This window comes from Frankia sp. CoBUL1 (assembly GCF_978021245.1).
Genome location: NZ_CDXDOS010000329.1, coordinates 1 through 3,204 on the forward strand (window position 1 = coordinate 1; position 3,204 = coordinate 3,204).

4 protein-coding genes are annotated in these 3,204 nt (G+C 67.5%); 3 read left to right on the top strand and 1 reads right to left on the bottom strand.

Features of this window, described 5'->3' with window-relative positions; translation table 11 throughout:
- Positions 1 to 30 precede the first annotated feature (30 nt).
- Genes AC08OX_RS16400 through AC08OX_RS16410 form a run of 3 tightly spaced genes read left to right on the top strand, consistent with a single transcriptional unit; the run spans position 31 to position 2,154 of the window.
- Positions 31 to 297 (top strand): acyl carrier protein, encoded by a 267-nt coding sequence (locus tag AC08OX_RS16400; protein ID WP_476608619.1) that lies wholly within the window; start codon positions 31 to 33, stop codon positions 295 to 297.
- Positions 294 to 1,196, top strand: coding sequence for an SAM-dependent methyltransferase (locus tag AC08OX_RS16405; protein ID WP_476608620.1), 903 nt, complete (start codon positions 294 to 296; stop codon positions 1,194 to 1,196). Before AC08OX_RS16400 ends, AC08OX_RS16405 begins: the two co-directional genes overlap by 4 nt.
- A gap of 31 nt (positions 1,197 to 1,227) precedes the next feature.
- The gene (locus tag AC08OX_RS16410) at positions 1,228 to 2,154 is read left to right on the top strand and encodes an acyl-ACP desaturase (protein ID WP_476608621.1); all 927 of its coding nucleotides are present in this window, start codon (positions 1,228 to 1,230) and stop codon (positions 2,152 to 2,154) included.
- Between the two features lie 281 nt (positions 2,155 to 2,435).
- Here AC08OX_RS16410 and AC08OX_RS16415 read toward each other — a convergent pair.
- Positions 2,436 to 3,204 (bottom strand): ferritin-like domain-containing protein (locus AC08OX_RS16415; RefSeq protein WP_476608622.1); only part of this gene is annotated, 769 nt, incomplete at its 5' end.

Consider the following 3,204-nt stretch of genomic DNA (forward strand, 5'->3'; position numbering starts at 1 on the left):
GGTTAAACGACAAGCTCAGAGGAGCACTGAATGTCCGTGTCGTATACGGAGATCGTCACCACCGTCACCGTCACCGCCATCGTCGCTCGTGAGCTCGGCACCCCGATCGAGGACCTGGCTGCGGACGCCGATCTGCGCTCCGTGGAGGGTGCGGACTCGGTGAAGGTGCTCCGGATGATCGCCCGGGTGGAACGCGAGTACGACGTCGAACTCGAGGACGATGACGTCTTCTCGGCGGTCACCGTCGCCGAGGTCGCCGACGTCGTCCAGGCGGCACTGCAGGTGCAGGCCGCATGAGCTCGCCCGTCACCACCGCGCCGGAGGCGGCGGCGGGCCTCGCCACCGAACCCACGACGAGCACCGAACCCACGACGAGCGACACCAATCAGCACTACGACCTGCCGCCCGAGGTCTTCGGCCTGTTCCTCGATCCCCTGCGCAAGTACAGCTCGGGTCTCTACCGCACGGAGCACGACACCCTCGAGCAGGCGCAGATCGCCAAGCTCCACTTCGTCGCCGATCGGCTCGGCCTGCGCCGCGGTGGTCGCGTCCTCGACATCGGATGCGGTTGGGGCTCGCTGACGCTGTTCATGGCGGTCGAGTACGAAGCCGAGGTCGTCGGGGTCTCCCCCGCGGGGCGACAGCACGCCTACATCGCGCAGCGAGCCGCCGAGCTCGGCGTGAGCGACCGCGTCACCACGATCCAGGGCCACTTCGAGACGGTCGAGCTGCCCTCTGGGAGTTTCGACGCGGTGACGATGCTCGGCTCGATCGTGCACATGCCCGACCTCGATGTCGTGTTCCGGCGGGCCCGGGCGCTGCTGCGCCGCGACGGACGGCTGTACGTGTCGGAAAGCTGCTTTCGCAACGCGGCCACCCGGGCGGCGTTCGACCATCGGGAAGGGACCGAGTTCGTCCGCGCATCGATCTTCGGCTGGGGGGACATGCGGCCGCTGTCCGACCTCGTCACCGGTGCCGAGGACGCCGGTTTCTCCCTGGCGAGCCTCGACGATCTCACCGACGACTACCGGCGCACCATCGACGACTGGCTGGTGAACGTCGACGCGGCCGCGGAGCGGATCGACGCGATCCGCCCGGGAACAGCCGCAACGCTGCGCCGCTATCTGGAGGTCGCGAACGCCGGCTGGGGCTACACCACCAAACACTACGCGCTGGTGTGCCGCAAGGCACGCTGACCGCCGCCGAGCGAGGAACGGGATCCACATCATGACGGCATCCGACATTCTCCGGCCGGCGTTCGGCCAGGCCCGCGGCGTCGAACCACCGCCAGCCCCCGCACGCCCGGCCCTGGCGCCGCTGCTTCCTCCCGCCGAGGTCGAGGCGGCCGTCATCGCCTTCCACCAGGCGGGTTCCACCACCCGCCGCTTCGACGTCGAATCAACGTTCGCCTGGGAGAACGCCGACGCCGGTCGGCTCACCGAGGGACAGCGCTCCGCGGTCCGGTTCATCACGTTGATCGAGGACCACCTGCCCGGCTACTTCGGCGTGTACGAGCGGGCCTTCCCGCTGAACCCCGACGTCGACGTCGAGACCTTCGTGCACAACCGGGAGCTTTACCACTTCACCGTGCGTTGGGCGCAGGAGGAGGACAGCCACGCCCGGGCGCTGTTCCGCTACCAGGTCGCCGCCGGCATCGCCGATCCCGACGAGCTGCGGCGGGAACTGGCGACCGAGGGGCGCAAGCACTTCGAACTGCCGCACGACCACGCGGTCTCGCTGTTCGCCTACGCCCTGGTCCAGGAGAAGGCGACCCAGCTGTACTACCAGCAGCTGCGGGCGGTCGTCGGCGATCCGGTGTTGGCCGATCTGCTGAACCGGCTCGCCAAGGACGAGGCCCGGCACTTCACCTTCATGGCCGACATCGTGGAACGGTACCTGCGCCGCCACGGCGACGCCGTCATCGAGCCGATCCGGGAGGTTATCGCGCACTTCCGGATGCCACTGGCCGACACGATCCGGGGTTACTGGCGCTGGGCCCTGCGGATCGCCGAGACTGCCCGCTACGATCACACCGACGCCTACCCGCACCTCATCCGAGTGGTCAACCGGGCGGTCGACGTCCGCACCGACAAGGTCGACGAACTGGTTCGCTTCGTCGACGCCTGCCGGTCGACGACCCTGGACACCCCGTAGGTCCCTGCCAGGACCAGCGCAGCAGCAGTGGCCGTCCCACGAACCGGCTGCCGGTGAATTTGGGGGAGCTGAGCACGGTCTGCGATCCCTGGACCGTGCTCAGCTCCCCACAACTCGGCCGCCACACGATCACGCGCACGATCACGCGCACGCGTCCCCGGCTGGGACGCGTCCGCGTGGATAGCCGCACGGGAAACTACCGGATCCGTTCGTGACAGGCCCGGTACCGGCAAACCCGGCACCGACAGGCCCGGTACTGACGAACTCGATCGCCGAAGCGGTCAGGGCATCGCCTCCACCAACGCCTGCCGGATGTCGGAGTTCCGGTTGAACTCCCGGCCGAGAACGCTGCCGAGCGCTTTGCGGATCTTCACTTGGAGCTGTTCCAGCGTATCCGGCTCGGAAACCCGCAAGAACACCTCGAACGCGGTGTCAATGGTCTCGTGACCCTGAAGATCCTCTAGCAGGCGGTGCTTGAACTCCCCCACCGGATGCTTGATCCGGTTGTTCGACATGTAGAAGTGGAACGTCTCCAACACGGACACGAGCTCGTGCGGATTCCGCTCCAGCCGGCGCTTCGCGAAGTACATGAACTCCCGGGCATGACCGGCCTCGTCCCGGCTGGCGCGCAGCATGAGGTCCGCCAGCACCGGCTCGCGCACCCACTCCGACATCGTCCGGTAGACCGTGTTCACCGTCATCTCCGAGATGACGTTGGTGATCAAAGTGGCGCTCGGCGTGGTGCCCGGCACGTAGGGCTCGCGCAACGCCTCGATCCGGCGCTGGTCGATCTGGGCGTCCACCGCCTGCAGCCACGCCCGGAAGGCGTAGTGGTGCTGGAGCTCCTGGTAGCCCCAGATGTTCACGAAGGCAGAGCAGTCGTAATCGTCGGTGAACTCGTTGAGAAAGCCGTGCACCGCCGCGATGGAGGTGGCCTCACCCATGACCGCACCCTTGACCAGCGCAATGTACTCGGGCTGGACAAGATCCCTGCGGATCTCGTCCAGCGGCAGGTCGGCCAGCTTCCACTGCAGCCGCTCATAGTGAGCC